Origin of the sequence: Caballeronia zhejiangensis, assembly GCF_000698575.1 — a bacterium.
In the GTDB taxonomy this organism is placed as follows: domain Bacteria; phylum Pseudomonadota; class Gammaproteobacteria; order Burkholderiales; family Burkholderiaceae; genus Caballeronia; species Caballeronia zhejiangensis.
Window position 1 is genome coordinate 1 of sequence record NZ_JFHD01000001.1, and the last position, 23,817, is coordinate 23,817.

Consider the following 23,817-nt stretch of genomic DNA (forward strand, 5'->3'; position numbering starts at 1 on the left):
GGCGCCGATGTGCGACAGATCGAGCAGCACGTGATCCTTGTTCGGACCGACGCCGCGGCCTTCCTTGATCTCCTGATCCATCGAACGCGAAACGAAGTCGCGCGGCGCGAGATCCTTCAGCGTCGGCGCATAGCGTTCCATGAAGCGATCGCCATTCGAGTTACGCAGAATGCCGCCTTCACCGCGCACGCCTTCGGTAATCAGCACGCCCGCGCCGGCGACGCCGGTCGGGTGGAACTGCCAGAACTCCATGTCCTGCAGCGCGATGCCCGAACGCGCGGCCATGCCGAGGCCGTCGCCCGTATTGATGAACGCATTCGTCGATGCCGCGAAGATACGGCCCGCGCCGCCCGTGGCGAACAGCGTCGTCTTGCCTTCGAGGATATAGACCTCGCCCGTTTCCATTTCGAGCGCGGTGACGCCGAGCACGTCGCCATCGGCGTCGCGGATCAGATCCAGCGCCATCCATTCGACGAAGAAGTGCGTTTTAGCCGCGACGTTCTGCTGATACAGCGTGTGCAGCAACGCGTGACCGGTACGGTCGGCGGCCGCGCAGGCGCGTTGCACGGGCTTCTCGCCGTAGTTCGCCGTGTGGCCGCCGAACGGACGCTGATAGATCGTGCCATCCGGATTACGGTCGAACGGCATGCCCATGTGTTCCAACTCGTACACGGCGTTGGGCGCTTCGCGGCACATGAACTCGATCGCATCCTGATCGCCGAGCCAGTCGGAGCCCTTGATGGTGTCGTAGAAGTGATAGTGCCAGTTGTCTTCGCTCATGTTGCCGAGCGATGCGCCGATGCCGCCTTGCGCGGCCACCGTATGCGAGCGCGTGGGGAACACTTTCGAGAGCACCGCGACGGACAGACCCGCGCGCGCGAGCTGCAGCGATGCGCGCATGCCCGATCCGCCCGCACCGACGATGACCACGTCAAAGCGACGACGCGGCAGGGAAGTCTTGATTGCAGCCATGTTCTTTAAACTCTCCAGAGAATCTGTGCAGCGTAGCCGGCGCATCCGACGAGCCAGAGGATCGTCAGCACTTGCAGCAGCAGGCGCAGACCCATGGGCTTCACGTAGTCCATCCAGATGTCGCGAATGCCGACCCACGCGTGATAGAAGAGGCAAAGCAAGGCTACGAAAGTCGCAAGCTTCATCCACTGGGTCGCGAAGATGCCCGCCCAGCCTTCGTACGAGAAGTTGTGCGCGGCGAAGAACCAGAAGAGAAGAATGACGGTGTACACGGCCATCACGACCGCGGTGATGCGTTGCGCGAGCCAGTCGCGCAGACCATAGTGCGCGCCGACGACCAGGCGCTTGGGGCCGACCCGATTTTGCGTTGCCATGTTTAGAACACTCCGAAGATCTTGAGAGCCATCGCGAGCGTGAGCAACAGCGAGACGATCAGCACGATGAGCGCGCTTTGCTTGCCGCCTTGCTTGTTCACGCCGACGTGCGTGTCGAGCAGCAAGAAGCGGATACCCGCGCAGAAGTGATGCAGATACGACCACGACAACACGAGCGTGATGATCTTGACGATGGGGTTGGCGAGAAAGCCCTTGAACGCGTCGAACGAAATTTCCGACGTGAGGCTCTGATCGAGCAGATACAGGATGAACGGCAGACACACGAAGAGCAGCAGGCCGCTCACGCGATGCAGGATCGATACCTTGCCCGCCAGCGGCAAGCGATACTTCGCGATCTGACCGATCCCGATGTTCCGGTATTCCGGCCTTGGTTTTTTTAATGCTTCAGCCACATTAGACCCCTTCCCAAACTGATTGACGATTCGCGCGCCGTCGACGATCGACACGGGCGCGACCCGCCCTGCCGATTCGCTTTGACGAGCAACCGGCAACGTATTCGGGGATAGTTCTAGCCCGCGCACTGCGCGATAGCGGTATTTTGTCGCGCGATTGATATACTGTCCAATATCTATCTCGTCTTTCTGAAATAGCTTTTTCATATATCGCATGGAATTGCGACATCTCCGCTACTTTCTGGCCGTCGCCGAGGAACGCAATGTGACGCGCGCGGCCGAGCGGCTCGGCATCGGACAGCCGCCGCTCAGTCAGCAGATTCACGCGCTCGAAGACGAACTCGGCGTGCGGCTCTTTCGCCGCACGGGGCACGGCGTCGTGCTGACGGAAGCCGGCGAAGCGTTCGCCGCCGACGCGAAGCGTCTCGTCGACGACGCGCGTCTCGCCGTCGAGAAAGCGCAGAGCGCGGGGCGCGGCGAGATCGGGCAGCTCAATATCGGCTTCACGGGATCGGCGGCGTTCAATCCGGTCGTGTCGAAGCTCATACGGTCGTATCGGCAGGCTTATCCGAACGTCATGCTGACGCTGACCGAAGGCAATACCGCGCAACTGCTCGCGCATCTCGACGCCGGCCGCGTCGATGTCGCGTTCGTCCGTCTCGGCAGCCAGTCGCCCGCGGGCGTGCAGATCAATCACATCGCGATCGAGCCGATGAAAATCGTGCTGCCCGCCACGCACAAGCTCGCGAAAAAGCGCAAGGTGCCGTTGGCGACGCTGGCGGAGGATCCTTTCGTGATGCTTCCGCGCGAGGCAAGTCCGACATTGCACGACGTCATCATCGGTGCGTGCCGTGAAGCGGGATTCGAGCCGGTCGCCGGCCAGCAGGCGCCGCAGCTATCATCGGTCGTCAATCTGGTCGCGGCGGAATTCGGCGTGTCGCTGGTGCCGGCGTCGGTGTGCCAGATTCAGGTCGATGGCGTCGCCTACACCGATGCGCTCGGCAGCGCGATCACGATTCGTCTGGCGCTTGCATCGCGCATCGATGCGACAGCCGCCAAGACCGCCAACTTTCTCGATATCGCGCGGCAGATCGTTACGTCATCGACCTGACATTGTCATCAGAACAAGCGTGCATTGCATTCGACGATTTTTCGTCCAACACTTCATGTCGCAAGAAGAGCGTTGAGGAAGGCCGATTCCCGTCAGGTCGAGGAGCAAGGTCATGCGCGAAGATCTGAAGCATCCGCTGCAATGCACGCCCGCGTGCCGCCGGAGCTTTCTCAAATCAGTTGCGTCTGCAACTATCGCCGGGCTCGCGGTTCCGCCGCTCCTCATGACATCCGCTCACGCCGACGCGTTGACGCACGCGCAGCGCGACGCGATGTCGCCCGAGCAGATTCTCGATGCGATGAAGCGCGGCAACGAGCGTTTCCGCAGAGGCGAACGCAAGGCGCGCAACTACCTTGCCGAACAAAAGACGAGCGCAAAGGGACAATATCCCGCGGCCGTGCTGCTCAGTTGCATCGATTCGCGAGCGCCCGCCGAGGTAATCATGGATCTGGGCATCGGCGATATCTTCAACTGCCGCGTCGCGGGGAACATCGAAAACGACGACATTCTCGGCAGCATGGAATTCGCGTGCAAGCTGATGGGCGCGAAAGTCGTGCTGGTGATGGGACATACGTCTTGCGGCGCGATCAAAGGCGCGATCGCCAATGCCGAACTAGGTCATCTCACGGCGTTGCTCGCGCGCATCAAACCCGCCGTGGAAGCCACGAAGTACGACGGCGAGCGCACGGCGACCAATTACACGTTCGTCGACATGGTGGCGCGCAAGAACGTCGAGTCGACCATCGCGCAGATTCGCCAGGAAAGCGCCGTGCTGAGCGACATGGAGAATCAGCACGCCATCAAGATAGCCGGCGCGATGTACAACCTCGGCACCGGCGCGGTGGACTTCTTCGGCTCTTAACTGTCGACGCGCTCGCGAAGTTCTTCCGTTTGCCTGACGACACCGCGCTTCGCGGACCAATACTCGGTTCGCACGCCGATGTCCTCCGACACGAACGGTCCGCCGCGCGTCGAGCGGTAGTGCGCGAGCGCCTTGTACACGAGACGTTGCCCGATCAGCAGAATCGGCACGTTGAGCAGCACCATCACGATGTTCATCAGATCGGAAAGCGCCCACAGGTTAGGCAATTCGAGTCCCGCAAGCACGGTGAGCGCGCCGAACGGCACGAACACGAGCGAGCCGACGACGCGAATGCCGATGATGAAACCTCTGCTTCGTGAAATGAAGTTGGCCGAGATTTCGGCGAACGAAATCATGCCGAGCAACGTCGTGAACGCAAAGAGGCCGTAGCACACGCACATCACGATCTTGACGACATGCGCGACCGAAACCGGCACGAGCGTTTCGACCGATGCGAGATAGACCGTGATCTTCGATGCCCTGACCGACTCCCACGCCTGACCGTCCACCGTGCCGGTCCATACGTGCGCCATCACGACGATGAAGCCGGTCATCGTGCAGATGACCATCGTGTCGAAGAACACGCCGAGGCTCTGCACGAAGCCCTGTTCGCAAGGGTGATCGTTGTCGGCGATCGCCGCGGCCATCGTGATGGTGCCCTGCCCCGCTTCGTTCGACATCAGCCCGCGCTTGACGCCTTGAGCGAGCGCCGTGCCGATCGCGCCGCCGAAGAGCGCATGCGGCGCGAATGCACCGACGATCACCTCATGAAAGAAGTAGGGAATCAGCGGCAGATTGATGACGATGATGACGAGCGACATCAGACAGAAGAGCGTCGCCTTGATCGGCACGAGCACATCGGTATAAGCGGTCACGCGGCGAATGCCGCCCATGATGATGAACGAGCACGCTGCGATGAGCACCGCCGCGATGACGTAATACACCGTCGACTGACGCCCGAGATGCGTGCCGGTCACCGTATCGGCGATGGTGCCAATCGCGGTGAACACGTTGAACGTTTGCGGCGGCACATTGAAAAGCGCATAGACGATGAATACGAGCGACAGCAACGTGCCGACGAAGCGCTTGTCGCCGAGAATGCGCCGCCCATAGAACGGCAAGCCGCCGACGAACTCGTCGTGCTTTTTCTCCTTGAAGAGCTGCGCGAGCGTCGATTCCATGAACGCGGTCGCCATGCCGAAGAACGCGGCCACCCACATCCAGAACAACGCGCCCGGTCCGCCGACGGAAATCGCGCCCGTAATGCCGACGATATTGCCGGGCCCGGCACGCATCGCGAGCCCGAGCATGAACGACGCAAGCGCGCTGACGCCGGTTTTCGACGACTGCCTGCGCAGCATCATGCGAACGATCTTGCCGACGTTCATCGTCTGGATGAAGCGCGTGCGGATCGTGAAGTGAATGCCCACGCCGACAAGCAAAAGGATCGCGAACGAAAACTGCCCGAGCACGGGGATTTGTGAATAAGCCTTGAAATTCGTGGGGAAATCCCACAAGAAATCCGAGACGGGCGCAATGCAGGCAAACAATGCATTCACGGATTGGAAGAGACTTTCCACGCTTGGGCGTTCCTTTCTTGCTTCGGCCTGTCTGAGACAGGGGTTCGGGATGTTGATAAACGAGTCGTCGCGCGTGCCGCAATGGACGCGCAAACGTGTGCGAGGCCGCGATTATACGGGTCGGCGTCGTACATTCATCCGACGATCGTTTCGTGCAGAAAGGCGCTGGCGCAACGAGACAGTTAGTTGCAGCGAGAAATCAAGCTCATCTCATTCTTCTCTTGCACAATCACGTTCCCAACGCTGCTGGAGAATGAAGATGAAGATGACCGAACGCCTCGCGAAACTTCTCGTCGTGGCTTCGATGGCCCTGCTCGCGTCGCTCGTCAGCTTTGGCAATCTGACGGACTACGGCAGCAACCTGCAGTTCGTCGAGCACGTCATGCGAATGGACACGACGTTTCCCGGCAACGCGAACATGTATCGCGCGATCACGTCGCCGGTGCTTCAGCATCTCGGCTATGACGCGATCATTTTTCTCGAAACGCTCACCGCGCTTCTTTGCTGGACAGGCGTCATCGCGATGGCCCGCGCACTGCGCCAGGAGAGCGCGGCCTTCGCGCGAGCCAAACGCTGGGCGATCGCGGGCCTCACGCTCGGCTATCTCACCTGGCAAGTCTGCTTCATGTCGATCGGCGGCGAATGGTTCGGCATGTGGCAATCGCAGCAATGGAACGGCACCGAAAGCGCGTTTCGCTTCTTCATCACGTTTCTTCTGATATTGATCTTCGTGACGCGTAGCGAATCAGGTTGAACGCCGATCAGTTCAACGCGACCGCAGCCGCCGCGCCAACGGGCGTGCCTTCGATCGCCACCGACTTCTGCCCGTCCGGCCCCACGGGCACATCGCCGACGAGCGTCGTGCGATACAACTGGCGATCGAAGTCGAGATCGAAGATATCCGTCGGCGCGAGATGCGCGGTCGTGCGGTTGTCCCAGAACGCGATGCTGCCCGGCTCCCACTTGAATCTCACCGTGAATTCCGGCCGCGTCACATGCTCCCATAGCAGTTCGAGCAACACCTGACTTTCGCGCGGCGCGAGCCCCGCGATGTGCTTGAGAAAACCCGGACTGACATACAGCGCGCGTTCGCCGGTCTCGGGATGCACGCGCACCAACGGATGCTCGGCGACGAGCGTGTGATCCGTCACGGCCTTCGTGAACGCATCGGTGCCGCTTGCGCCTTGCGGCGGCGCGAAACGATGCACGCCGCGCAGCCCATCGACGAACGCGCGCAGCGGCGCAGACAGCTTCTCGTATGCGATCACGAGATTGGTCCATTGCGTATCGCCGCCATAGGGCGGAATCGTGACGCCGCGCAGGATCGATGCGAACGGCGGATTCACCGCGGCAGTCACATCCGTATGCCAGCCCGTCCACGGACGCAGCACCGATTGCCCTTCGAAGCGCGTGGCCTTGCGAAACTTCGAAATCGAGTAAATCTCCGGATGCCCGTCGACGTGGCCGAACACCGGATGCCCCACCGTGAGCTCGCCGAAGTGCGCCGAGAACGCGATGTGTTGTTCGTGGCTCAGGAACTGCTCGCGGAAGAAGACCACGCGCCATTTGAGCAACGCGGCGCGAATTGCTTCGACCTGTGCGGAAGACAAGGGACGCGTAAGGTCGACGCCGCCGATCTCCGCGCCGATATGCGCCGACAGCGGGCTGACAGTCACTTCCGTTTCATTCCCGGTGGCCACTGCATTCATTTCGGATTCCTTTCGATGATGGATAAATGAAAGACGTGTCAACTGCCTTGCGCGCTCGAATCGTCAGCGAAGAAATAGTCGCGCCATGATTTCGGCTCGTGACGAATCACGCCGACCTTATGCAGGAATGTGCCCAGTTGCAGCGTGTTTTGCGGCGTCGTCGCGAAGCTCGCTTCCTTGTCGCTGAGAATGCGCTCGACGAACGCAGGCGAGAGCTTCGACCCGTCCTGACGAATATAGATGGCCGCCGCTTGAGCCTTGTCCTTCTCGACGAGCTTCGCCGCATCGTCGAGCGCCGCGCGCACGGCGGCATAGGTCTTCGGATTGTCCTTGCGCCATTTGTCGGAAGTCACGACAACACTGCCCGTCGACGGTCCGCCGAGGATTTCGGTGGAACTCGTGACCTTGTGGATCTTCGGATCTTCGAGTTCCTGATACTGATAGGGCGCGTTGGAGAAATGCAGATTGACGACCGAGTTGCCCGATAACATCGCGGTCGTCGCATCGGCGTGCGGCATGTTGACTTCGAAACGGTCGAGCCGCGCATACTCGGCATCGCCGAACGCCCTGGCCGACGCCATTTGCAGCAGACGTCCCTGCTGCGACACTGCGACGGACACCACCGCGATGCGATCCTTCTCGCCAATATCCCTGATGCTGCGAATGCGCGGATCGTTCGTCACGAGATACACCGGCACCGCGCTTTGCGCCGCAATGGCCCGAAAATCCTGATGCCCGCGCGTGCGATCCCAGATCGTCATCAACGGCCCGATGCCGATAGTCGCGATATCCGCCGCGCCCGAGAGCAGCGCTTCGTTCACGGCCGCGCCGCCGGAAAGCGTGTTCCACTGCACGTCGATATCGAGGCCCGCGCGCGCGCCGGCCTTCTCGATGAGCTTCTGGTCCTTCGCGACCTTGAGCAGCAACGAGCCGATGCCATATTGATCGACGATCTTCACCTTGCCTTCGGCGTGCGCGCGATGCATCGGTAAAGCACATGCCGCCATCAACGCGAGCATGGCGAAGAGGCGATGCAATGAAGTCGTCGGGATCATGCGGGGATATCGTGGATGAGCGGCGAGCGATCAATGTACTAGCCGCTTCCTCACACGCGAACGAAGAAATCCCGATACGGATAGCTTCGTTCGCGATAAGCGCCAGGGCGGCGCTCACGACGATTCGATGCACTGCGCCGTTCGAAAGACGCAGTGCGGTGCAACATGCTTACCAGTGATAGTTCATGCCGGCGAACACCTGACGTCCGTAACCGAACGCACACCAGCTGCCGTAGTAGCACGACGCGACGTATTCCTTGTTGAAAAGGTTCTGCGCGTTCACATACAGCTCGACGCCCTTGAACTGCGGCATGGCGCGGCCGAGATCGTAGTTCAGCGTGGCATCGACGAGGAAGAAGCTCGACACCTTGAAGCTGTTGTCGCTGCTATACGTCGTGCCGGTGTAGCGTCCGCCCGCGCCCATCGAGAGACCGGCGAGCGGTCCGCGATTGACCGTGTAATACGCCCACAACGAAGCCTGATTCTGCGGAATCGCGGGCAGGAACTTGCCTTCGAGACCGCTGTTGTCCTTCGTGTACTTCGTGCTGAGATACGTGTAGCTCGCCGTGACGTTCAACGAATCCGTGAGGCTCGCCTTCGCTTCGAGTTCGACGCCGAGCGAGCGCGCTTCGCCGACCGCCGATTGGAAGTTCGGGTTGTCCGCATTGACCGTCAGCAGATTCTTGCGCGTCAGGTCGAACAGCGCGGCCGAGAAGAACGCGTTGTAGCCCTTCGGCTGGAACTTCACGCCGACTTCATACTGACGTCCCTTCTCCGGCGAGAACTGCTGACCGTTGATGTCCGTGCCCGCTTGCGGCGTGAACGATTCGGTGTAGCTGACATACGGCGCGATGCCGTTATCGAACACATACGTGAGGCCCGCGCGCCCCGTGAACGCGCGATCGAACTGATGCGACACGACGCCGTACGTCGTGTTGTTCGAATCGCTGCTCGCCCAGTCCTCGCGTCCGCCGAGCGTGAGAATCACGTTGCCCCAGCGCGCCTGATCCTGCGCATACACGCCGTATTGCGTGCCGCTCAGGATCTGGTGATAGCGGTCCGGCGGCGTGATCGCCTGGTTGTAGTTCGGCGCGAACATGTCGAGCGACGGCGCGGTGCCGAAGCCCGCATCGAAGTTGCTCGCATAGTGCTGGTAATCGAAGCCGAACAGCAGCGTATGGTCGATCGGGCCGGTCGAGACGTTGCCTTCGAGCTGATTGTCGAGCTGAATCGTGTTCAGGTTGTCCTTCGACGCAGCCGTGCCGCGATCGAGCGTGCGCAAGTCGTCTTCAAGCGCGCTCGCATAGACGCTCTTGTAGTCCTGCGCGAGATGCAGCAGACGTCCGTTCGAGCGGAACGACCACGCGTTGTTGAGCTTGCGGTCGAACTTGTAGCCGATCGCTTCCTGCACGCGATTGAAGCTCTCGAAGTTGTGATCGCCGTCGTAGAAGTCGCTCGGCAGCTTGCCGTTCGGGTTGTAGAGCACCGTGCCTTGCGGCGGCACGCTGCCGTAGGACGTGCTGTCCGGATCGTGCTGATAGAGGCCGTACAGCGTGAGCGAAGTCTTGTTGTCCGGACGCCACGTGAACGACGGCGCGATCGCGATGCGCTTGTTGTACGTCGATTGCACTTGCCCGTCTTCCGAACGCGCGATGCCGGTGATGCGGTACAGATAGCGATCGTCGCCCGCGATCGGCCCGGAGAAATCGAACTTGGCCGACTTGTGCGCGTAGTTGCCGAACTCGATGCCCACTTCATGCAGCGGCACGACCGTCGGCATCTTGCTTTCCTGATCCAGCAGGCCGCCCGCCGCCGCCTGACCGTACAGCACCGAGACCGGGCCCTTCAGCACTTCGACGCGCTCCATCAAATACGGATCGATCTGCGGCACCGCGTACCAGCCGTTGTCGAGCAGCTTGAGACCGTTCCAGTACTTGTCGGCGTCGAAGCCGCGCACTTTGAGCATGTCGTAACGCGTCGCGATGCCGCCGCGCGTTTCGGGCGTCACACCCGACACATAGCGCACGGCCGCATTGAGCGTCTGCGCGTTCTGCTGATCCATCTGCTCGCGCGTGACGACCGAGACGGACTGCGGTGTCTCGAGGAGCGACGTGCCCGTCTTGAGCGCCGTCGATTCTTTCGCGACGTAGCCTTTCGTCGGACCATACGGTTCATCGGCGTTCTGCGCCGTGACCTTCACCGCGGGCAGCGTGCTTTCGGCCGGCGCGTTCGACGCCGCAGCCGCCGATGCACCCGACGGCGCATCCGCGGACTGTGCGTGGGCGAGCGGCGCTGCCGCGAACAGCAGCAAGGCGGCCAGTTTCAAAGGCCGCATCGCGACCGGGCTCGTCGTTCCTGTCTTCATGCTCATTTCTTTTGGAGGTCCATTGCGTGTGAATGCGAATCGTTATTATTTGCGTCCGCATTGTGACAAGATGTTTTGTCTTTGTAAAGAATCAATTGGAAATCTTAAGTCCAAAAACGACAGTCTCGATCTGCCCGAGCCGCGCCAGACGCGCATGGCCTGGACTGGATTCGTTAATGCGGATGCGGTCGACATCGCCGCCTTCATCGGCGCATAGACGCGCGCAGCTTAACCAGCCGCTTTCTTCTTCGCTTTCGTCTGATTCAACGAGATCGCCGCGCGCACGAGATTCTTAAGCGCGTGTGCATCGATCTTGTCGCCTTCGAAAAAATCGATTGCACGCCGCGCGTTGCCTTCGAGGCTCGCATTGAAGAGCTTGTCGGGGTCCGGCAGGCTCGCCCCGTGCGCGAAGGTGAGCTTCACTTTGTCCTTGTGCGCGTTGACCACCGCGATCATGCCGTCGCGATACCAGACCGGGCTGCCCATGTACTTCCACTCCTCGACGATCCCTTCGTCCGCTGCGAGGATGATCTTGCGCACATTGGCGAAGGTCTCGCCGCGCCAATCCGCGATGCCCGCGATCAGTTCGTCGATACGTTCCGATGCATTCATGCATTTCTCCTGTTTTTATTCGTGAGCGACATCAGCGGATGAGGCCCGGACTGCCTATGGTGATTTGCAGCCTTTGCGCCTGATCGAGATGAAAGATGAATGAAGGACGCGAGCGGATCAGCAAGGTTCGCGCGTCCGCGCTGCGCGCCGTGCGGATATAGCCTTCGACGGTACGCACCAGCTTCTGCAACGAGACGATCTCGTGTTCGAGATACGCTTCGTCGAAGTCGTAGGTGCTGGTTTCATCGAGCTCGGCGATCTCGCTGTTGCTTTGCTTCGTCAATGCGTCGCTCGTCGCGCTGCGTTGCGGCTCCGTGCCGAAGCGCTGCGTCAGCGTCATGATCTCCTGATTGACCTGCGCGTGTTCCGACACGATCCGTTTCGCGTAGACCTGCAGGCTGTTGGAGCGCGTCTTGCGCAACGCGAGATTGGCCGCCGCGATCTCGGCCTGATTGGCGACGAAGACGACGCCGAGCATCTGTTCATCCGTAAGCGAAGGCTCTTGCGCGTACACACGAGCCGTCCAAAAGAGCAACACGAGCAACGCCGCGACGATGCGCTTGCCGTTCATGCGCGCCTCCCGATCATGTCGACGGCGATGACTTTACCTTGAAACATGTGCTTCACCTGTCCGAAACGGTGGCCTTTCGTGTTCGATATGCGAGCCTTCAGGTCGCCCACTCCTCGCAAAGCAGCGTCCAGTATGGAGTGCAGGCCGATGCGTGGACTAAGATGTAGCCTTTGATCCAAACCAAGCTCCTGCCGCTTTTTACGAAGACGGCGGCACATCAACTTTCCCTTCAACTCTATGAACGCCGAAACGGTTTGGCCCGAGCAATCCTTCGACTGTGAAGGCTGGCGCGGCGAGATGGCTTCGCGCATCGCCAGCTTCGACTGGTCGGACACGGCCATGGGCCCGATCGGTCGATGGTCGAAGAGTCTGCGGGCAGCCGTGCAACTTCTGCTTGCTTCGCCTGTGCCGCTCGTCATGCTCTGGGGCCGGCGCGGCACGATGATCTACAACGACGCCTATGCGGGCTTCGCCGGTGGACGTCATCCGTTTCTGCTCGGCAAGCCTGTCGAAGACGGCTGGCCCGAGATCGCCGCGTTCAATCGCAACGTCGTGGACACCTGTTTGTCCGGCGCAACGCTGTCCTACGCCGACAAGCGTCTCACGCTGCATCGCAATGGCCGGCCCGAAGACGTGTGGATGGATCTGCACTACAGTCCTGTTGCAGAAGACGACGGTCATCCGGCAGGCGTGATTGCCGTCGTCGTCGAAACGACTCGCAAGGTACTTGCCGAAGACAAGCTGCTCAAACTCATGCAGACGCTGGAAGAACGCGTCGCGGAAGCGGTCACGGCGCGCGTCGAGGCCGAGGAGCGGTTTCGTCAGGTGCAGAAGCTGGAAGCCATCGGCAATCTGACGGGCGGCGTCGCGCACGACTTCAACAACGTCTTGCAGATCATCTCCGCGAACCTGCAGTTGATCGAACTCGCGACGCGCGACAAACCCGATCTCACACGCAGGCTGCGCGTGATGAGCGAAGCCGTCGCGCGCGGCGGCAAGCTCGCCTCGCAGATGCTCGCCTTCGCGCGACGTCAGCCGCTCAATCCCGCCGTCATCGATCCGGCGAAGCTCGTCGCGGACATGTGCGAGTTCCTGCAACGCGCGCTGCCCGAATCGATCAAGCTGAAGACCACGGTATCGTGCGATGCCTGGAATCTCTTCGTCGATCGCCATCAACTGGAAAACGCGCTGCTCAATCTCGTCATCAATTCGCGGGACGCGATTCATGAAGGCGGCAACATTCAGCTCGAAGTCTCGAACGCGACCCTCGGCGATCAGATGACGACCGGTCTCGCGTTGCCCGCGGGCGATTACGTGAAGCTGGTTGTTACCGACGACGGCGATGGCATGCCCGACAGCGTAAAAGCACGCATGTTCGAGCCTTTCTATTCGACGAAAGCCGAAGGCCAAGGCACCGGCCTCGGCCTGAGCATGGTGTTCGGCTTCGTGTCGCAAAGCGCGGGCTGCGTGGATGTCGAAACGCAGGTGGGCGAAGGCACATCCGTCGCGTTGTACTTCCCACGCTGCACGCAAGTCGAATCGACGAATGCGCACGGCGCGCGCCCGCGTGCATCGAGCGGCGGCGAAGTGGTGCTCGTCGTCGAGGACGATGCCGACGTGCGCCTCGCGACCATCGACATGGTTGCGCAGCTCGGCTACAAGGTGCTGTCGGCGCCGAGCGCGGAATCGGCCCTTGCCGTCCTGCAGAAGCATGGCCACGTCGATCTTCTTTTCAGCGATGTCGTGATGCCCGGCACGCTGCGCGCGAACGAGCTCGCGAAGATCGCGAGCGCGCCGCCGTATAACGCGACCGTGGTGTTCGCATCGGGCTATACGCGCGACATCATCTTTCACGAAGGGCGGCTCGACAAAGGCGTCGTGCTGCTGAAAAAGCCCTTCACGTTCGATGACCTCGCACGCACGATCCGCCATGCGCTCGATGCGCGGCGCTGAACGTCAACGCGACACGCGCGCCTTCGCCCAGTCGGCCTTCTTCGCAAGCGCGATGAACGCCGCGAGATATTCGACGCTGACATCGGCTTCGCGCGCGCCGAGATAAATCTTCTTCGCAATGCCCTTCCTCCCTAGCTTGAGCACGGCGAGCGGCATGCGGTCCGCGTATTCTTCCGCGAGCCAGCGTGGCAGCGCCGCGACGCCACGCGCACTCGCGACCATCTGCATCATGATGTCGGTCGTCTCGATCGTCTTGTGCCTTCTCGGCACGACATTCGCGGGCGTGAGGAACTGGGTGTAGATATCGAGGCGATCGGTTTCGACCGGATACGTGATCAGCACTTCCTGCGCGACCTGCTCCGGCGTGACATGAGCGGCATCGGCGAGCGTGTGCGCTTCGGGAACGACGAGCACCTGCTCGTAATCGAAGACGGGCGTGAAGCGCAAGCCCGGTTTCTTCAGCGGATCGGGTGTCACGAGCACGTCGATGTCGTAACCGAACAGCGCGCCGATGCCGCCGAACTGAAAGCGCTGCTTCACGTCTACATCGACATCGGGCCAGCGCGCGAGATACGGCGACACGACCTTGAGCAGCCACTGATAGCACGGATGACACTCCATGCCGATGCGCAAGGTGCCGCGCTCGCCTTCGGCATATTGCCTCATGCGCGCTTCGGCGAGTTCGAACTGCGGCAGCATGCGATTGGCGAGGCCAAGCAGATACTGGCCCGCCTGCGTGAGCCGCATGCTGCGCCCTTCGCGCGTCCACACCGCCGTGCCCAACTGCTGCTCCAGCTTTTTCACCGTATGGCTCAGCGCGGATTGCGTGAGGTTGAGCACGTCGGCGGCGGCGGTCAGCGAGCCTTGGCGCTCGACTTCTCGCACGACCATCAGATGCGCGCGTTCGAGCATAGGCGTCTCCATGAACAAAGTTAATCGATGCATGAAATTAAACCATTTTTATTCATGCATCGGAAATTCTATCATCGTCGCCATTCACTCTCTTTCCGACGAGAACACGCAACGATGGCCACGACACACAACCTCGGTTTCCCGCGCATCGGCGCAAACCGCGAGCTGAAGTTCGCGCTCGAAAAGTACTGGAAAAAAGAGTCATCGCGCGACGAGTTGAAGGCGGTCGGCGCTCACTTGCGCGAGCGCCACTGGAAGCATCAGTCGCGTCTCGATCTCGTGGCGGCCGGCGATTTCGCGTTCTACGATCAGGTGCTCGACATGAGCTTCACGCTCGGCAATCTGCCCGAACGCGTGCGCGGCTTTCACGGCGATGCGCTCGACAACGCCTTCCGCGTCGCTCGCGGAGGCTCTTCCGAAAGCGCTGAGGAACATGCAGCGTGCTGCGAGGGCGTGGCTGCGGGTGAGATGACGAAATGGTTCGATACCAACTATCACTACATCGTCCCCGAGTTCGATGCGGCGACGCAGTTCACGCTCGATACGTCGCGTCTCGTCGAGCAGCTCGGCGAAGCGCGCGCGCTCGGCGTGAACGCGAAGCCCGTCATCATCGGGCCGGTGACGTATCTCTGGCTCGGCAAGGCGAAGGACGACTCCGACAAGCTCGCGCTTCTCCCGCGCCTGTTGCCCGTCTATGCGGCGCTGCTCGATCACTTCGCGGCGCTCGGTATCGAATGGGTGCAGATCGATGAACCCGCGCTCGTCACCGAACTCGATACGCAATGGCGCGACGCTTTCGTCACCGCTTACGATGCGCTCTCACAACGACGCGTGCGCCTTCTGCTTGCGACCTACTTCGGCCAGTTGCAGGAGAATCTCGATCTCGCGTGCAAGCTGCCGATCGACGGCCTGCATATCGATGCGATCAACGCGCGCGATGACGTCGGCGCCGCCGCAAAGCTGTTGCCGGATTCGTCGGTGCTATCGGTCGGCGCGATCAATGGCCGCAACATCTGGAAAACCGATCTGAACGCCACGCTCGACTGGCTCGAACCGCTGCATGCATCGCTCGGCGACAGGCTGTGGATCGCGCCATCGTGCTCGCTGTTGCATACGCCCGTCGATCTTGCGAGCGAAATGAAGCTCGATGCCGAAATCAGATCGTGGCTCGCATTCGCGCTACAAAAGCTCGATGAACTCGATGTGCTCGCACGCGCCTTGAACGACGGTCGCGCCAGCGTCGCCGATGCGCTCGCGTGCAACGCGGCCGCGATCGCGAGCCGCCGCGCATCATCGCGCGTGCATAACCCGGCGGTGAAAGAAGCGCTCACAAAGATCGACGCGACGCTCGGCCAGCGCGCGAGCGCATACGAAACGCGCGCGCAGAAGCAGGCCGCGATGCTCGCGCTGCCCGCCTATCCGACGACGACCATCGGCTCGTTTCCGCAAACGAACGAAATCCGTCATGCGCGTCGTCAGTTCAGGAGCGGACAGCTCGATGCAACCACCTATCGCGCCGCGATGGAACGCGAAATCACGCGCGCCGTGAAGGAACAGGAGGCGCTCGGGCTCGACGTGCTCGTGCACGGCGAAGCCGAACGCAACGACATGGTCGAATACTTCGGCGAGCGGCTCGACGGCTATGCGTTCAGCGAGTTCGGCTGGGTGCAGTCGTATGGATCGCGCTGCGTGAAGCCGCCGATTCTGTTCGGCGATATCAGCCGTCCGAAGCCGATGACCGTCGAATGGACCCGCTATGCGCAAGCGCAAACCCGGAAGCCGATGAAAGGCATGCTGACCGGTCCCGTCACAATCCTGAACTGGTCGTTCGTGCGCGACGATCAACCGCGTTCCGAATCGTGCCGGCAACTCGCGCTCGCGATCCGCGCTGAAGTGCTCGATCTGGAGGAGGCCGGCGTTCGCGTGATCCAGATCGATGAGGCCGCGTTGCGCGAAGGCCTGCCGCTGCGCCGCGCGCAATGGGATGGCTATCTGCGCTGGGCGGTGGAAGCGTTTCGCATCGCCGCGAACGGCGTGCGCGACGAAACGCAGATACACACGCACATGTGCTATTCGGAGTTCAACGACATCATCGCATCGATCGCCGTTATGGATGCCGATGTCATCACCATCGAAACGTCGCGCTCCAACATGGAACTGCTCGAAGCCTTCGACCATTTCAAGTATCCGAATCAGATCGGGCCGGGCGTGTACGACATCCACTCGCCGAATATCCCGAGCGAAGCGCAAATCGTCGCGTTGATGACGAAGGCAGCGGAGCGGATTCCGCGCGAGCGTCTGTGGGTGAATCCCGACTGCGGACTCAAGACGCGTCAATGGGACGAAGTGATTCCCGCGCTGCGCAACATGGTCGCGGCCGCGCATACGCTGCGTGCATCGGCGTAAATCGCTTCCTACGGTCAGCATGTTGCGGCCTGCGAGCTTCGTACGGTATAGCGCGACGTCCGCATGGCGGCATTGCGGCATGGCCCTTGCTCGCCGAATACACATATCCTCGTCCAAAGGAGACGCGCATCATGAAGCTCTATTACGCGCCCGGCGCATGCAGTCTCGCCGATCACATCGCGATGCACGAAGCCGGCCTGACCTTCGACCGCGTGAAGGTCGATCTGAAGACCAAGGTGACGGAAGACGGCACGCCCTTCGGCGAAATCAACCCGAAGAGTTATGTGCCCGTCGTCGAGTTCGACGATGGCAAGCGTCTCACCGAAAACGTCGCGATTCTTTCGTGGGTCGCGCAAAAAGCGCCATCGCTCGCGCCTTCCGGCGACGACGGCCATCTGCGTCTGCTGGAAATGCTTGCGTTCATTTCGACCGAGATCCACAAGCAGTTCGGACGCGTGTTCCGGCCGACATCCGATGCGGAAGCGTCGGCGGCGCGCGAGAAAATCGGCCAGCGCTTTGCGTATGTCGCGAAGACGATGCGCGGCGATTATCTCTTCGGCAATGATGTAAGCGTCGCGGATGCCTATCTCTTCACGATGCTGACGTGGGCGCAGAAAATGGGCGTCGATATGCCCGCCGAGCTCCAGGCGTTCTACAAGCGCATGCGCGAGCGCCCCGCAGTGAAACTTGCGTTCGAGCACGAAGGGCTTGAATGAGGGAAACGCGTTGCTGGCCGCAAAGCCCGGAACGCGCCTTGCGCCATGCTTCGTACCAACATCGACATACGGAGGCAGGTCATGCAAGCGAACAGAACCATCGCGATTTCGGCTTTACTGATGGCGCTCTCGGGCGGCGCATTCGCCGCAGCCGATCAGACGCAGCCTGGCGCAAGCCACGGACCGTCGAGCGCGAAGAACGCGCAGGATGCGGCAGGCATCACGCCGAACTCCGGCCACAGCAGCGGGCCGTCGACGGGGCCGTCCGGCGTGGGCGGCTCATCGAATGGAACGAGCGGCGCGGGTGCGGGCACACGCCAAGGATCGGGCGGCATGCAGCCGCGTCTGAACGGCAGCGGCGGCACGAACGGCCAGACGAGCCCGTCGACGACCGGCGGCGGCGAGCAAGGCTGGTAATGCGTCAGGGCGTGTCGGGTGTGTCGAACCAGTCGTCGGCGGCGCGAAGTTCGAGCGAGCATTCGTTCGCGTTCGCCTGACCCGAGCGCGACTGGTCGAACGCACTCCGCACGTGCGCGATCACGCGATCCTGCACGATGAGGCGCTGCGCGGTATCCATCGCGCCATATCGCTCGAACTGACGCGCCGCGATGCGCAACACGACGCTGCAACGCGCATCGAGCGTCGTGTCGCGGCCCGTCTCGATGGCCCACGATACGTTGATGACGATGTCGTAGCCTTCGTCCACCACGCCTACGAACGGCGTCTTCCGTGCATCGAACGCACGCGACAACGCCACCTGCAATTCCTCCACGCGCTGATCCTGATCGGTGTATTTCATTCCTCGCTCTCCCGAATGCCTGTTCGATAATCGCCCAGCAAGCCGCGCTCCTGTCTGTAACGCGAACGGGTCCGTTGCTTGCTGCGCCCGATACTAAGGCGCGCGCCGCGTGCCGCATCACGATTCCGGGAGGCACATCATGACGCCAGACAAGCCCGTGCCGCATGCCACCGCCGACGATATGGACGAACCCGTAGGCGAAGACACGAAGCAGCGTCAACTCGACGAACGCGAAAAGCGCACGCACGACGCATCGGAAAACGAATTGCCGTCGACGCAGGAAAAGAATCCCGTTCCGCCGGATTCCAACGCAACGTAGCCGATGCACCGCGCAGGTCATTCAACGAGGGATCAAATCATGTCTACCGAGACTTACGTTCGCAACGGACATCGCGTCGAGATCACGATCGATCACGATCCAACGGGTCAATGCACCTGGTCCTACACGATCGATGCGGACGGCTTCACCGAAATGCGCGATCGGCCGTTGGAAAGCGCGGACGCCGCGAGGGAAGCGGCCACGACGCACGCGAACGCCAAGGCCGACGCACTGCCCCCCGGCGACGAGGCCGGGGCCTAAGCGCTCCGGCGGTCTTTGATTCGGCGGATCGCCGATGGGATGCGGCGCGCCATCGGGCGGCACGGGATCGTCATCCGGTACGGAAGGATCGGGGTCGACGTCGGGCGGCGGGATTTGCATGCGTTGGTCGGCGTCTGCGGGAAAGCGCGGTGAGTTCATCCTCATCTCCGGTTTGTCGGTCAGATGAACTTCCGCATTCCCCATGCCGCGGCCCTTGTCATGGCAACAACGTCGATGAATCCAGATCGGCGAGCTTGCCGAGTTCTTCGCGCCGCGTATCGCATGCATCGCGCACGCGCTGCCCAAAGCCGATCCAGATCGCGAACGCGACGACAGACAAACTTCCAAGCGTGATGAACGCCGCCGGATAGCCATAGTGATGCGCGATCCAGCCGCCGAGCATCGGGCTCAGGCACGCGCCCGCCGCCTGGACGCCAAGCACCGCGCCCTGCCCCAGATTCACCCGTCCGCTTCCGTGCAGCAGATGCACGACGAGCGCGGGCACCGCGACGGTCTGCAAGCCCGCGCCGATGCCATCGAGCACCTGCACCGGCACGATGCCCCATGAAGGCGCGATCCACGCGGCCGTCATCGCGCGCAGCGGGAGCGTCGCGAGCGTGACGAGGATGATCCACCAGAAGCCCCATCGGCGAATCAGGCGGCTCGCATAGGCCGCCGCGACGAGCATCACGATCTGCGAGATCACGATATTGGCGGCCGTCACATGGCTGGGATCGGCAGTATGCGCCGACGCGACCGCGAGACTGTAGAGCGGCAGCATCGCGGAATTGCCGAGGTTGAACGCCGCGAGCGCGGCCGCCAGCACGAGCAGCGAGCGGTTGCGCAGCAGAACCTGTATGGCATCGGCGCGCGTGTCGGAGGGATCGTCGTTGTCGTCCTTTGCAATGCCGCGCGCGAAATGCCGATGCACCGAGCGCGGCGGAATCCACAGCGCCGCGAAGATGCAGCCCGCACCGAACGCCGCGCTCAACCCGAAGATGTACGGCATGCCGAGCCACGCGCCGAGCCAGCCCGAAAGCGCCGCGGCCGCAATATTGCCCGCGTGATTCGCCACCTGATTGCGTCCGAACTGGCGATCGAAATTCTGCCGTCCGACGATGCCGAGCGTGAGGCCGGCGAGCGCGGGGCCCATCGTCGCGCCCGCGATCGCCGTGGCCACTTGCGACAGCGTGACGGGCCAGAAGCCTTGCCACATCCAGATGATGATCGCCGCGACGATGGACAGCGCGCTCGCGACCGCGACGATGGCGCGCCGGTGCGGCGTGGCATCGACGAGCGCGCCGGCGGGCGTCGTCACGAGCATGCCGACGATGCCGCCGATGGTCAGCACCGTGCCGATGCGGTCCGGCGTCCAGCCGTGCGCTTGCAGATAGATACCGAGAAACGGGCCGACGCCCGCCTGGACGTCCGCCGCGAAGAAGCTCACGGCGATGAGCGGACGGGTTGGCTTCACATTGTGTATTGGCATGTTTTGGATTCAGAGCACGACCTGCACGCTAGGTTCGACGACACCTTCGCTTCGAAGTCCGTAGTATTCCGCGCTCGATGCCGAATGGATCTTAGCGCGCAGCATGAGGCCCGTTAACGCTTGCTTCGGCGCTGGCGTCGATCGACGATCGCTGCCGTCATCGCGCGCGGGGCGCAAGGCGCGATGCTCGCGTGCATCGTTCGATGTGAGTGTCATCCGAGGTATGCGTCTCCTTTATGCCGTGCCGAACGCACAGCAAATCGCATTCCGCGTGCTCGCGAGCAGTGGCGAACTGGGACTGTCGCTTGCTGCCTCTTCAACGTTCTGACCTTTTTCGGGAAATGTTCATGAACACCTTTGAAGAAGCGCGGGAACGCATGGTCGAACGTCAGTTGAAGGGGCGCGGCATCAGGAACGCGCGCGTGCTCGAATGCATGAGCGCCATCGCCCGCGATGCCTTCGTTCCCCCAGCCCTTGCCGAATTCGCCTACGAGGACAGCCCGTTGCCGATCGCCGCGGGTCAGACCATCTCGCAACCGTACATCGTCGCGCTGATGCTCGAAGCCGCCGACCTGCAACCTGGCGATCATGTCCTCGACATCGGCACCGGCTCGGGTTATGCGGCGGCGATCGCGGCGTGTATCGCGGCGCGCGTCGATACGATCGAGCGACATCGCGAACTCGCCGACGATGCCGCCGCCTTGCTCAAGGCGCTCGGGCTCACGAACGTCAGCGTGCATCATGCGGACGGCACGCTCGGCATGCCGCAGCACGCGCCCTTCGACGCGATCATCGCGGCGGCGGGCGGTCCATCCGTGCCCGACGCATGGCGCGCGCAACTCAAGATAGGCGGACGGCTCGTGATGCCCGTCGGCGACGCGCGCGAATCCCAGCGTCTGATGAAATACACGCGCACGGACGACGATGTGTGGCGCGACGAAGACCTCGGCGGCGTGATGTTCGTGCCGTTGATCGGCGCGCAAGGCTGGAGCGACGAACCCGACATTCGCACGGACAAACCCACGCTCGAGGAGCCCGTTGCGCGCACGTTGCCCGATCTGATCCGCGCATCGGCGGTGCGTCTGCCCGCGCTCGGTGCGCCCGACTTCGCACATGCGTTCGATCGTTTCGCGGACAAGCGCGTCGTGTTGCTCGGCGAAGCGAGTCACGGCACCGCCGAGTTCTATGTAGCGCGCGCCGCCATCACGCGGCGTCTCATCGAACGGCACGGCTTCAGTTTCGTCGCGGTGGAAGCGGACTGGCCCGATGCCGCGATCATCGACGAGCACGTTCGCGGCCGTCCGCGCGCGCGACCCGAAGCACGACCGTTCACGCGTTTCCCTACGTGGATGTGGCGCAATACCGAGTTCGCCGCGTTCGTCGCGTGGCTGCGGCAGCACAACGCCGCGTTGCCCGACGAGCGCCGCGCCGCGTTCTATGGACTCGACCTGTATAGCCTTTCCGAATCCATCGCCGCCGTGCTCGCGTATCTCGACGCACAGGACCCGGGCGCGGCGCGCATTGCCCGCGTGCGCTATGGATGCCTCACGCCCTGGCAGAAAAACCCCGCTGTCTATGGACGCGCCGCGTGGCAGGCGGGCTTCGGCACATGCGAGGAAGCCGTCGTCGCGCAATTGCGCGATCTGCTGGACAGACGGCTCGCCACGTCCGCGAGCGATCACGGACTGCTCGACGCGACGCATAACGCGCGGCTCGTCGCATCGGCGGAGCAGTACTATCGTGCGATGTACGGGGCATCGGCGGAAAGCTGGAATCTGCGCGACACGCACATGTTCGACACGCTCGACAGCCTGCTCGATGCATGGGGACCGGACGCGCGCGCGGTCGTATGGGCGCACAACTCGCATCTCGGTGATGCATCCGCGACCGAGATGGGCCGCATGCGCGACGAGTTGAACGTCGGTCAGCTATGCCGCGAGCGCTTCGGCGACGACGCCGCGCTCATCGGCTTCGGCACGCACGCGGGCACGGTCGCGGCGGCATCGGACTGGGAGGAGCCGATGCAGATCATGCAGGTGCGGCCATCGCGCGCCGATAGTTACGAGCATCAGTTTCATCTTGCGGGCGCGAGTCCGTGCCTCGTCGATCTTCGTGCCGGCGTGAACGATGCACTGCGCGACGCATTGGGCGAGGAGCGGCTCGAACGCTTCATCGGCGTGGTCTATCGGCCCGATACCGAGTTGTACAGCCATTACGCGCAAGCCGAGCTGTCGGCGCAATTCGATGCGTTCGTGTGGTTCGATACGACGCGCGCGGTCAGCGCGATCGAGCCTTCACAAGTCACGCACGAGACGCCAGAAACCTTTCCGTTCGGCGTCTGACGCGCGTTTGCGCGTAATGGAGCGCGTAATGGAACGTAAGCGTTGCTTACACATGCTCACGTCATTTTCGTTGCCCATTGCGTACAGTCCGGGCATCCAGAACATCCCTTTGCCACTTCGAGAGGAACGAACATGAAGAAGAGTCGAATCGTCGCCGCACTGGTTTGCGCGAGCATCGGACTGACGACGGGCGCCGTTTTCGCACAGCCCGCACCCGGCGGTCCGGACGGCTATCACGATGCGCATCGCGCACCGGGCGGTCCGGGCGGTCCCACTGCCAAGGGCGGTCCCGGCGCGCCGGGTCATGGTCCGGAGATGAATGGCCGCGACGCGCCCCGCCCGCCGCAGCATGCCAACGATGAGCCGCGTCGCGACTGGCGCAAGGGCGAGCGTCTTGATAACGATTACCGAAGCCGTCAGTACGTCGTCGACGACTGGCGCGGACAAGGCCTGCGTCAGCCGCCGCGCGGTTATCAGTGGGTCGGCGTCGGTGCGGACTATCTGCTGGTTGCGGTCGCGTCGGGCGTCATCGCGCAGGTCGTGTTGTCGCATTGATCTGCGTTGAATGCGCATAAAGAAAAGCCCGCCTGTCGAGGCGGGCAAGATGCGCTTAAACGAGAGGGGGTCGAAGCGCACATCCAACGCGGTACGTTACGAATCGATTCGTGCGACTACAGCTTCCTGCGAATCGTGCCGGGCGAATCGGCGCTTTCCGTGGTCCTTGCCGGCGGGTCCGGCACAGCGACCGTCTGATCGAAAACGAAGCCCATTGCGATGTGCTCGGTGTTCGTGGATCCGCATGCGGGGCACGTATCGTCTTCGAGAGCATCGTCTGAATATATGAGCTTGTTGCATGCTGCACAGCGTATAAGCATCTGGACTCCCGAAGTTCCAAGAAGATCGTCTCTCATTTATATGTCAAAACGAACGCACAGCCAATTGTTCTTTATGGGTGCCTTATGGGTCGCCTGTTGGGTCCCCTCTTGGGTCGCCTCG

The 23,817-nt window shown here is 62.1% G+C and carries 25 protein-coding genes; 11 read left to right on the forward strand and 14 right to left on the reverse strand.

What is annotated here, in order from left to right; genetic code table 11:
* The 3 genes from BG60_RS00005 to sdhC all read right to left on the reverse strand — a co-directional run.
* The coding region (locus BG60_RS00005; protein WP_034470228.1) for an FAD-dependent oxidoreductase at positions 1-972 on the reverse strand (972 nt) is incomplete at its 3' end.
* Positions 973-977: 5 nt separating this feature from the next.
* Complete coding sequence (gene sdhD / locus BG60_RS00010) at positions 978-1,346, reverse strand: succinate dehydrogenase, hydrophobic membrane anchor protein (protein WP_008354058.1); 369 nt, start codon at positions 1,344-1,346, stop codon at positions 978-980.
* Between the two features lie 2 nt (positions 1,347-1,348).
* Positions 1,349-1,759 carry a succinate dehydrogenase, cytochrome b556 subunit gene (gene sdhC / locus BG60_RS00015; protein ID WP_008354059.1) on the reverse strand — a complete coding sequence of 137 codons (411 nt, stop codon included), beginning with the start codon at positions 1,757-1,759 and terminating at the stop codon, positions 1,349-1,351.
* A 214-nt stretch (positions 1,760-1,973) separates the two neighbouring features.
* On the opposite strand from sdhC, the gene BG60_RS00020 reads away from it, so the two are divergent.
* A complete protein-coding gene (locus BG60_RS00020; protein ID WP_008345920.1) occupies positions 1,974-2,870 on the forward strand; it encodes a LysR family transcriptional regulator in 897 nt (298 codons plus the stop codon).
* A gap of 112 nt (positions 2,871-2,982) precedes the next feature.
* Positions 2,983-3,732 carry a carbonic anhydrase family protein gene (locus BG60_RS00025; protein ID WP_034470037.1) on the forward strand — a complete coding sequence of 250 codons (750 nt, stop codon included), beginning with the start codon at positions 2,983-2,985 and terminating at the stop codon, positions 3,730-3,732.
* On the opposite strand, the gene BG60_RS00030 is transcribed toward BG60_RS00025, so the two are convergent.
* Complete coding sequence (locus tag BG60_RS00030; RefSeq protein WP_008345922.1) at positions 3,729-5,312, reverse strand: alanine/glycine:cation symporter family protein; 1,584 nt, start codon at positions 5,310-5,312, stop codon at positions 3,729-3,731. The genes BG60_RS00025 and BG60_RS00030 overlap by 4 nt on opposite strands.
* A 265-nt stretch (positions 5,313-5,577) precedes the next feature.
* Here BG60_RS00030 and BG60_RS00035 point away from each other — a divergent pair, with 265 nt between their 5' ends.
* On the forward strand, positions 5,578-6,066 hold the full coding sequence (locus BG60_RS00035; protein ID WP_033536907.1) for a DUF2165 family protein: 489 nt from the start codon (positions 5,578-5,580) through the stop codon (positions 6,064-6,066).
* A 7-nt stretch (positions 6,067-6,073) separates the two neighbouring features.
* On the opposite strand, the gene BG60_RS00040 is transcribed toward BG60_RS00035, so the two are convergent.
* From BG60_RS00040 to BG60_RS38930, 6 genes are all read right to left on the reverse strand, one after another.
* Positions 6,074-7,021, reverse strand: a complete 948-nt coding sequence (locus BG60_RS00040) for a TauD/TfdA dioxygenase family protein (RefSeq protein ID WP_008345924.1) — start codon at positions 7,019-7,021, stop codon at positions 6,074-6,076.
* 38 nt (positions 7,022-7,059) lie between these two features.
* Positions 7,060-8,076: an ABC transporter substrate-binding protein gene (locus BG60_RS00045; RefSeq protein WP_008345925.1), complete on the reverse strand. Its 1,017-nt coding sequence runs from the start codon at positions 8,074-8,076 to the stop codon at positions 7,060-7,062.
* A gap of 169 nt (positions 8,077-8,245) precedes the next feature.
* Complete coding sequence (locus BG60_RS00050) at positions 8,246-10,441, reverse strand: TonB-dependent siderophore receptor (protein WP_008345926.1); 2,196 nt, start codon at positions 10,439-10,441, stop codon at positions 8,246-8,248.
* Positions 10,442-10,669: 228 nt separating this feature from the next.
* Entirely contained in the window at positions 10,670-11,053 is a 384-nt protein-coding gene (locus tag BG60_RS00055) for a DUF1801 domain-containing protein (protein WP_008345927.1), read from the reverse strand.
* Between the two features lie 31 nt (positions 11,054-11,084).
* Entirely contained in the window at positions 11,085-11,624 is a 540-nt protein-coding gene (locus BG60_RS00060; RefSeq protein ID WP_008345928.1) for a DUF4142 domain-containing protein, read from the reverse strand.
* On the reverse strand, positions 11,621-11,965 hold the full coding sequence (locus BG60_RS38930) for a hypothetical protein (protein WP_162483417.1): 345 nt from the start codon (positions 11,963-11,965) through the stop codon (positions 11,621-11,623). Before BG60_RS38930 ends, BG60_RS00060 begins: the two co-directional genes overlap by 4 nt.
* Between BG60_RS38930 and BG60_RS00070 the strand changes: the two genes are divergently transcribed.
* Positions 11,862-13,577 carry an ATP-binding protein gene (locus tag BG60_RS00070; RefSeq protein WP_033536880.1) on the forward strand — a complete coding sequence of 572 codons (1,716 nt, stop codon included), beginning with the start codon at positions 11,862-11,864 and terminating at the stop codon, positions 13,575-13,577. The genes BG60_RS38930 and BG60_RS00070 overlap by 104 nt on opposite strands.
* Positions 13,578-13,580: 3 nt before the next feature.
* On the opposite strand, the gene BG60_RS00075 is transcribed toward BG60_RS00070, so the two are convergent.
* Complete coding sequence (locus tag BG60_RS00075; RefSeq protein ID WP_008345931.1) at positions 13,581-14,489, reverse strand: LysR family transcriptional regulator; 909 nt, start codon at positions 14,487-14,489, stop codon at positions 13,581-13,583.
* 114 nt (positions 14,490-14,603) lie between these two features.
* Here BG60_RS00075 and metE point away from each other — a divergent pair, with 114 nt between their 5' ends.
* The 3 genes from metE to BG60_RS00090 all read left to right on the forward strand — a co-directional run bounded on the left by metE (position 14,604) and on the right by BG60_RS00090 (position 18,028).
* Positions 14,604-16,895: a 5-methyltetrahydropteroyltriglutamate--homocysteine S-methyltransferase gene (gene metE, locus BG60_RS00080; protein WP_008345932.1), complete on the forward strand. Its 2,292-nt coding sequence runs from the start codon at positions 14,604-14,606 to the stop codon at positions 16,893-16,895.
* A gap of 131 nt (positions 16,896-17,026) precedes the next feature.
* On the forward strand, positions 17,027-17,611 hold the full coding sequence (locus tag BG60_RS00085; RefSeq protein ID WP_008345933.1) for a glutathione binding-like protein: 585 nt from the start codon (positions 17,027-17,029) through the stop codon (positions 17,609-17,611).
* An 81-nt stretch (positions 17,612-17,692) separates the two neighbouring features.
* Complete coding sequence (locus BG60_RS00090) at positions 17,693-18,028, forward strand: hypothetical protein (RefSeq protein WP_034470041.1); 336 nt, start codon at positions 17,693-17,695, stop codon at positions 18,026-18,028.
* A 4-nt stretch (positions 18,029-18,032) separates the two neighbouring features.
* Here BG60_RS00090 and BG60_RS00095 read toward each other — a convergent pair whose 3' ends face one another.
* A complete protein-coding gene (locus BG60_RS00095; protein WP_008345934.1) occupies positions 18,033-18,410 on the reverse strand; it encodes a DUF3022 domain-containing protein in 378 nt (125 codons plus the stop codon).
* 139 nt (positions 18,411-18,549) lie between these two features.
* On the opposite strand from BG60_RS00095, the gene BG60_RS00100 reads away from it, so the two are divergent.
* On the forward strand, positions 18,550-18,729 hold the full coding sequence (locus BG60_RS00100; RefSeq protein ID WP_033536881.1) for a hypothetical protein: 180 nt from the start codon (positions 18,550-18,552) through the stop codon (positions 18,727-18,729).
* 39 nt (positions 18,730-18,768) lie between these two features.
* On the forward strand, positions 18,769-18,990 hold the full coding sequence (locus BG60_RS00105; RefSeq protein WP_008345935.1) for a hypothetical protein: 222 nt from the start codon (positions 18,769-18,771) through the stop codon (positions 18,988-18,990).
* A gap of 217 nt (positions 18,991-19,207) precedes the next feature.
* Here the strand turns inward: BG60_RS00105 and BG60_RS00110 are convergent, their stop codons facing one another.
* Positions 19,208-20,479, reverse strand: a complete 1,272-nt coding sequence (locus BG60_RS00110) for an MFS transporter (RefSeq protein WP_051078959.1) — start codon at positions 20,477-20,479, stop codon at positions 19,208-19,210.
* 9 nt (positions 20,480-20,488) lie between these two features.
* Positions 20,489-20,695 carry a hypothetical protein gene (locus BG60_RS00115; protein ID WP_033536882.1) on the reverse strand — a complete coding sequence of 69 codons (207 nt, stop codon included), beginning with the start codon at positions 20,693-20,695 and terminating at the stop codon, positions 20,489-20,491.
* A 131-nt stretch (positions 20,696-20,826) separates the two neighbouring features.
* On the opposite strand from BG60_RS00115, the gene BG60_RS00120 reads away from it, so the two are divergent.
* Together BG60_RS00120 and BG60_RS00125 are read left to right on the forward strand one after the other, a co-directional pair.
* On the forward strand, positions 20,827-22,821 hold the full coding sequence (locus tag BG60_RS00120) for a protein-L-isoaspartate(D-aspartate) O-methyltransferase (RefSeq protein WP_008345938.1): 1,995 nt from the start codon (positions 20,827-20,829) through the stop codon (positions 22,819-22,821).
* A gap of 132 nt (positions 22,822-22,953) precedes the next feature.
* Positions 22,954-23,376: an RcnB family protein gene (locus tag BG60_RS00125; RefSeq protein ID WP_008345939.1), complete on the forward strand. Its 423-nt coding sequence runs from the start codon at positions 22,954-22,956 to the stop codon at positions 23,374-23,376.
* Positions 23,377-23,817 lie beyond the last annotated feature (441 nt).

Coding starts and splice junctions, on each gene's coding strand:
- BG60_RS00035 (WP_033536907.1), top strand. CDS start 5,578: ATGACCGAACGCCTCGCGAAACTTCTCGTCGTGGCTTCGATGGCCCTG.
- BG60_RS00105 (WP_008345935.1), top strand. CDS start 18,769: ATGTCTACCGAGACTTACGTTCGCAACGGACATCGCGTCGAGATCACG.
- BG60_RS00115 (WP_033536882.1), bottom strand. CDS start 20,695: ATGACACTCACATCGAACGATGCACGCGAGCATCGCGCCTTGCGCCCC.
- BG60_RS00050 (WP_008345926.1), bottom strand. CDS start 10,441: ATGAAGACAGGAACGACGAGCCCGGTCGCGATGCGGCCTTTGAAACTG.
- BG60_RS00060 (WP_008345928.1), bottom strand. CDS start 11,624: ATGAACGGCAAGCGCATCGTCGCGGCGTTGCTCGTGTTGCTCTTTTGG.
- BG60_RS00110 (WP_051078959.1), bottom strand. CDS start 20,479: ATGCCAATACACAATGTGAAGCCAACCCGTCCGCTCATCGCCGTGAGC.
- BG60_RS00090 (WP_034470041.1), top strand. CDS start 17,693: ATGCAAGCGAACAGAACCATCGCGATTTCGGCTTTACTGATGGCGCTC.
- BG60_RS00020 (WP_008345920.1), top strand. CDS start 1,974: ATGGAATTGCGACATCTCCGCTACTTTCTGGCCGTCGCCGAGGAACGC.
- BG60_RS00125 (WP_008345939.1), top strand. CDS start 22,954: ATGAAGAAGAGTCGAATCGTCGCCGCACTGGTTTGCGCGAGCATCGGA.
- BG60_RS00085 (WP_008345933.1), top strand. CDS start 17,027: ATGAAGCTCTATTACGCGCCCGGCGCATGCAGTCTCGCCGATCACATC.
- metE (WP_008345932.1), top strand. CDS start 14,604: ATGGCCACGACACACAACCTCGGTTTCCCGCGCATCGGCGCAAACCGC.
- BG60_RS00095 (WP_008345934.1), bottom strand. CDS start 18,410: ATGAAATACACCGATCAGGATCAGCGCGTGGAGGAATTGCAGGTGGCG.
- BG60_RS00045 (WP_008345925.1), bottom strand. CDS start 8,076: ATGATCCCGACGACTTCATTGCATCGCCTCTTCGCCATGCTCGCGTTG.
- BG60_RS00120 (WP_008345938.1), top strand. CDS start 20,827: ATGAACACCTTTGAAGAAGCGCGGGAACGCATGGTCGAACGTCAGTTG.
- BG60_RS38930 (WP_162483417.1), bottom strand. CDS start 11,965: ATGGCCGTGTCCGACCAGTCGAAGCTGGCGATGCGCGAAGCCATCTCG.
- BG60_RS00100 (WP_033536881.1), top strand. CDS start 18,550: ATGACGCCAGACAAGCCCGTGCCGCATGCCACCGCCGACGATATGGAC.
- sdhD (WP_008354058.1), bottom strand. CDS start 1,346: ATGGCAACGCAAAATCGGGTCGGCCCCAAGCGCCTGGTCGTCGGCGCG.
- BG60_RS00040 (WP_008345924.1), bottom strand. CDS start 7,021: ATGAATGCAGTGGCCACCGGGAATGAAACGGAAGTGACTGTCAGCCCG.
- BG60_RS00055 (WP_008345927.1), bottom strand. CDS start 11,053: ATGAATGCATCGGAACGTATCGACGAACTGATCGCGGGCATCGCGGAT.
- BG60_RS00025 (WP_034470037.1), top strand. CDS start 2,983: ATGCGCGAAGATCTGAAGCATCCGCTGCAATGCACGCCCGCGTGCCGC.
- BG60_RS00075 (WP_008345931.1), bottom strand. CDS start 14,489: ATGCTCGAACGCGCGCATCTGATGGTCGTGCGAGAAGTCGAGCGCCAA.
- BG60_RS00070 (WP_033536880.1), top strand. CDS start 11,862: ATGAACGCCGAAACGGTTTGGCCCGAGCAATCCTTCGACTGTGAAGGC.